The organism is uncultured Caballeronia sp., assembly GCF_964243625.1.
Lineage (GTDB): Bacteria > Pseudomonadota > Gammaproteobacteria > Burkholderiales > Burkholderiaceae > Caballeronia.
In genome coordinates this window covers 1-5,279 of sequence record NZ_CAXTGZ010000430.1, presented here as the reverse complement: position 1 = coordinate 5,279, position 5,279 = coordinate 1, and the positions used below count along the sequence as shown (strand labels likewise).

Here is a 5,279-nt window from a genome sequence, read left to right as displayed (position 1 = left end):
TTTTCCCCGCCGATTCTTACGCCGCCGCGAAGGCGCGCGAATTGTCGGTATTCATCGACATGCATCTGGAACTGGTCGCGCGGGATCTCTACAAGCAGGCGTTTTTTGGCGGCACCGTCACCGATTACACGAAGTCGCGCGCCGAAACACGGCTCCGTCACGGCGTCGCAGGACTCAAGCGGATTGCGAAGTTCGAACCGTACGCGCTTGGCACGACCTTCAGTATCGCCGATGTGAGTGCATTCGTGAATTTGCCGCTCGTCGGGCTGACGACAAAAGCGGTTTATGGCGCGGATTTCCTGCTGGAGGCGGGTATCGACTGGAAGGCGCACAACAGGCGCGTAGGGGAACGGCCGGCCGCACAGAAAGTGACGGCCGACCGGCTGGCGTTCATGGACGCGCAGAAAAAAGAACTGCCGAAAATCTGAGGTTCTACAGGCTCGCGAGGCGTTCGAGCGCGGTGCGCAGCGTTGCTTCTTTTTTCGCGAAGCAAAAACGCACCACGCCCGATTCGTGGCTCTCGTGATAGAACGCGGATACCGGAATGGCCGCCACGCCGATCTCGCTCGTGAGCCATTGCGAGAATTCCGCTTCGGGCAAGTCGCTGATGGCCGAATAGTCGACGCACTGGAAATACGTGCCGTCGCAGGGCAGCAATTTGAAGCGCGAGTTCGCGAGGCCCGCGCGGAAGAAGTCGCGCTTTTGCTGGTAGAAAGCCGGCAAATCCATATAAGGCGACGGGTCCTTCAAGTACTCCGCAATGCCGACCTGCATCGGCGTATTCACGGTGAACACGTTGAACTGATGTACCTTGCGGAACTCGGCCGTAAGAGCCGCGGGCGCAGCGACATAGCCGACCTTCCAGCCCGTCACATGAAACGTCTTGCCGAAACTCGATACCACGAAGCTGCGCGCGGCCAGGTCCGGATAACGCGAGACGCTTTCGTGGGGCGCGCCGTCGAAGACCATGTGTTCGTAGACTTCGTCGGAGAGGATCAGCACGTCGGTGCCGCGCATGATTTCGTCGAGCTTTTGCATGTCGGCGGCGCGCCAGACACGGCCCGTCGGGTTGTGCGGCGTGTTGACGATCAGAAGGCGCGTTTTGGGCGTGATCGCTGCGGCGATTTTATCGAAGGGGAGTGCGTAGTCGGGTGCTTCCAGCGATACAAACACCGGCTTGCCGCCCGCCAATTCAATAGCCGGGACGTAGCAGTCGTACATCGGCTCGATCACGACGACTTCATCGCCTGGATGCACGCAGCACAGGATGGCCGTCAGGATGGCTTGCGTGGCGCCGGCCGTCACCGTGATTTCGCGATCCACGTCGTATTTGCGACCGTAGAGCCGCTCGATCTTTTCGCTGATCGCGTGACGCAGCGGCGCGGCGCCGGCCATCGGCGGATACTGGTTGTGGCCGTCCCGCATCGCGTTCGCCACCGCATCCACGATCCGCGGATCGCAGGCGAAATCCGGAAAACCCTGGCCAAGGTTGACCGCGCCTGTCTGTGTCGCGAGTGCGCTCATGACCGTGAAGATGGTCGTGCCGACATTCGGCAGACGTGACGTGATGGCAGGAACGGCGGCGGAATGCGGAAGGTCGTGCGAGGCGTTCATAGTGGTTTCGATCGGCTGCGCTGGAAGAATGTGTCGTATTTTAAACGTCGATTGCGTCCGTTTCCGCATTGGCCTCGACCTGCGCGTTGAAGCTGGTCACGAACGGCGCCGGCTGGGCGATCCGGAAGCCAAAATCACGCGCGGTGCGTTTCGCAAGTTTGAGCAGCGCCCGGTCCTTCGATACCAGCCAGTCCGCCTTGCTTGCATGCGCCAGTTCGAGAAACTTCTGGTCGTCGCGGTCCTTGCATTTCGGCAGCGGCGGTGTGTCTTCGGGTAGCGGTTCGATTTCAACCAGGCGAGAAAGCCGCGCAACCGTTTCCAGCGCCTGGGCCTTGTCTACGGCAAAGCGCACGAATTGCGGATAGTCCAGCACATACGTCAGTTCTTTCAGGCAACGCGCATCGATCAACGCTTCCAGCGTGCCGGCTTCGAGCGCGGCGCGAATGGGGCGGGAATTGGGGTCATCGAAAACAAGAATGTCGATCCACACATTCGAATCGAGCACGGCGCGCCACGCGGGGGATTTTTTCATTCGATACAATCGAGGGTTTCCGTCTTCATCGTTGGCAAGCGTGCCGGCGAGCCCCTATGATAATCGTTCTCTCGCCGGCCAAATCGCTCGACTACGAGACCCCGCCGCACGTGACGAAGCACACGTTGCCTGAATTCACCGCAGATTCCGCCGAGCTCATCAAGGCGCTGCGCAAACTCTCGCCACAGGATATCGGCAGTCTCATGCATATCTCCGACCCGCTCGCGCGACTCAACTTTCAGCGTTATGCCGACTGGTCGCCGACGTTCAGTGAGGACAATTCGAAGCAGGCCATGCTCGCGTTCAACGGTGACGTCTACGAAGGTTTCGACGCCAAATCGCTTCATGCGGCCGACCTCGACTACGCGCAGAACCATGTGCGGGTGTTGTCCGGGCTCTACGGATTGCTGCGGCCGCTCGACCTGTTGCAGCCTTATCGGCTGGAAATGGGCACGAAGTTCGCAAACGCTCGGGGCAAAGATCTTTATGCGTTCTGGGGCGATCGCATCACGGTGGCGCTCAACGGGCAGATGAAAAAGCAGCGCGGCGCGAAGGTGCTGATCAATTGCGCATCCGGCGAGTATTTCAAGTCGGTGCAGCCGAAGCGGCTCGACGCGCCAATCGTCACGCCCGTGTTTCAGGAATGGAAGAACGGCCAGTACAAGATCATCAGTTTTCACGCAAAACGTGCGCGCGGGTTGATGGCGCGGTTCGCCGTGCAGCATAGAATCGATGAACCGGAAGGCCTCAAGGATTTCGGCAGCGAAGGCTACGCGTTCGATAAAAATGCATCGACTGACGCCACGTATGTGTATCGCCGGCGCGTTGGGGCTTGATGCAATGACCTGCTGCTGCACTGGACAAATCAAGGAAGCGTCATGAGCATCTCAATCACGAGTCATTTCGATGCGGGCGCGATCAACGTCGTTTCCGCCGATAACCCCGCCGACATTCGCCTGCGTATCCGCCCGGACAGCCACGCCGATTTCGCGCAGTGGTTCTACTTTCGCGTGGGTAACGTCCGCGATGTAGCGCTCACCCTGACCTTCGAAAACGCCGCCGACTGCGCGTTTGCCGACGGCTGGCGCGACTATCGCGCGGTCGCCAGCTACGACAGGATCAACTGGTTCCGGGTGCCGACCCGTTATGACGGCCGGGTAATGACGATCGAGCACACGCCCGATTTCGATGCCATCTATTACGCTTACTTCGAGCCGTACAGCGAAGAGCGGCACGCAGGTTTCATCGGCGCGGTACAGCAGATGCCGCACGCCACGCTCACGGAAATTGGCCGCACCGTGCAAGGCCGCCCGATGGCACTTTTGACGCTGGGCTTGCTTGAAGACGATGAAGACGAAGCTGAAGACGGCGAAGAAGATCACATAACACTTGAGCCGAAGAAAAACGTCTGGATCATCGCGCGTCAGCATCCGGGCGAAACCATGGCCGAATGGTTCGTGGAAGGTTTGATCAAACGGCTGGCAGGGTGGGGCGACTGGGCCGGCGATCCGGTCGCGCGCCTGGTCTTCGAGCACGCCGTGTTTCACATCGTGCCCAACATGAATCCCGATGGCAGCGTTCTTGGCAACCTGCGCACGAACGCAGCAGGTGCCAACCTGAATCGCGAATGGATGGAGCCGGACGGCGCGCGCAGCCCGGAAGTGCTCGCGGTACGCAACGCCATGCACGCAATAGGCTGCGATCTTTTTTTCGATATTCACGGCGACGAAGCACTGCCTTACGTGTTCGTGGCGGGCTCGGAGATGTTGCCGGGGTTCACCGAAAAGCAGGCCGAGGAGCAGAAGGCGTTTATCGAATGCTTCAAGCAGGCGAGTCCTGACTTTCAGGATGTGTACGGTTACGAAGCCAGCAAGTACCAGACTGACGCGCTGAAGCTCGCGTCGAAGTACGTTGGCAATGAGTTCGGGTGTTTGTCTCTGACGCTCGAAATGCCGTTCAAGGACAACGCTAACCTGCCGGACGAGCGGGTAGGATGGAACGGGGAACGCAGTGCGGCGCTTGGCGCGGCGATGCTGCAGGCCATCTTGCGCCATTTGCAGGCGTTCTGACTCGCGCGGACAGGCTGATGCGCGGTCAGGAGCGCGTTCAAGAAAGGGCGAGATCGTAAGCGACGATCTCGTCCTTTTGTTTTGCCTGGCGTCAGTGCTTCTTCTTCGTCGACTTGGCCGAGGACGATTTCTTCGCTGCCGAAGCGGATGCCTTGCCCTTCGATCCGGCTTTGCCCTTGACGGCGCTGTGCTTGCCGCGAGCGCTGTGACCGGATCGTGGTTCGGCACGCAGCCTCGCCGCAGGCACCGGGTCATTCCAGCCGAACGCCAGCATCTGGCTGCCTACGTAGCCGCATCGAAATTTGAGTGTCGGTGGCGTTGTGTCACCGTCCTTCGACACGCCGAGCCCCTCGACGGTCACCACGTTATCAACCTTGATCCGCTGCTTGTGATCATCGAACGAATCATTCCACGGGACGATGCTGCCATGCGCGGCATCGAACGAACTCGCTGGAAATTCGACGCGATCAAACGCCGTCGATGTACTCGCGACGAAGCTGCCGTGCGCGGCGCAATCGGCCATCAAGGGATTGGCGTTGAAGTCGGTCACGAAGTGATTGACGAGCTCATTGCGGTCGTCGACCGTATCGGCGAACGCAGTGACGTTGAAAAGGGCTGACGTGATTGTCGCTACGGATGCGATCGCTACCAGCCGGCCGACCAGCCGAAGCAGTCGACGCGGTACTTGAATACTATCCATCGGGTTGGGCACTAAAGAGACATCAGGCACGTAAGATGCCTGACAGTGAGCAGGAGTTCCATCTTATATCAAATTCTTTAGCAGGCTGGCCGCGGCCAGCTGCGTTCAGACTCGCGGCCCACGATCCAGCCGATACCGCCGGACATCGAAAGTCGTGATCAAGGTCGGCCTGTAGACGGTGATGAGAATTGTGAAAAGGCCGGTGAAGAGCGCTTCGCCGGCAACCAGCAGCGTGGCGGCAAGCGTAAAGCCCGCAGGTATGAACAGCCGCCCGTCGGCAAGGATGATTTGGAGTAGCAGACCTGAAGCACACGCCGCTGCGACAGCAACAGCGGAGGTGAGAAAGCCGTGACCCAGGATAAAG

At 59.7% G+C, this 5,279-nt stretch carries 5 protein-coding genes and 2 pseudogenes; 3 read left to right on the top strand and 4 right to left on the bottom strand.

Going from position 1 to position 5,279, the window contains the following annotated elements; all coding sequences use genetic code 11:
• A pseudogene (locus ACFFAR_RS23800) lies at window positions 1-428 on the top strand (glutathione S-transferase); the annotation flags it as partial.
• Window positions 429-432: 4 nt separating this feature from the next.
• On the opposite strand, the gene ACFFAR_RS23795 reads toward ACFFAR_RS23800, so the two are convergent.
• Both ACFFAR_RS23795 and ACFFAR_RS23790 read right to left on the bottom strand, forming a co-directional pair.
• Window positions 433-1,614, bottom strand: a complete 1,182-nt coding sequence (locus tag ACFFAR_RS23795) for a methionine aminotransferase (RefSeq protein ID WP_174364800.1) — start codon at window positions 1,612-1,614, stop codon at window positions 433-435.
• Window positions 1,615-1,654: 40 nt separating this feature from the next.
• Complete coding sequence (locus tag ACFFAR_RS23790; protein WP_174364801.1) at window positions 1,655-2,146, bottom strand: putative toxin-antitoxin system toxin component, PIN family; 492 nt, start codon at window positions 2,144-2,146, stop codon at window positions 1,655-1,657.
• 56 nt (window positions 2,147-2,202) lie between these two features.
• On the opposite strand from ACFFAR_RS23790, the gene yaaA reads away from it, so the two are divergent.
• Window positions 2,203-2,982 (top strand): peroxide stress protein YaaA, encoded by a 780-nt coding sequence (gene yaaA, locus ACFFAR_RS23785; protein WP_174364802.1) that lies wholly within the window; start codon window positions 2,203-2,205, stop codon window positions 2,980-2,982.
• Between the two features lie 42 nt (window positions 2,983-3,024).
• Window positions 3,025-4,215 (top strand): M14-type cytosolic carboxypeptidase, encoded by a 1,191-nt coding sequence (locus ACFFAR_RS23780; RefSeq protein ID WP_061999812.1) that lies wholly within the window; start codon window positions 3,025-3,027, stop codon window positions 4,213-4,215.
• A gap of 91 nt (window positions 4,216-4,306) precedes the next feature.
• Here the strand turns inward: ACFFAR_RS23780 and ACFFAR_RS23775 are convergent, their stop codons facing one another.
• Both ACFFAR_RS23775 and ACFFAR_RS23770 read right to left on the bottom strand, forming a co-directional pair.
• Window positions 4,307-4,915, bottom strand: coding sequence for a BspC domain-containing protein (locus tag ACFFAR_RS23775; protein ID WP_174365669.1), 609 nt, complete (start codon window positions 4,913-4,915; stop codon window positions 4,307-4,309).
• Between the two features lie 105 nt (window positions 4,916-5,020).
• Window positions 5,021-5,279: pseudogene (locus ACFFAR_RS23770) on the bottom strand (hypothetical protein); the annotation flags it as partial.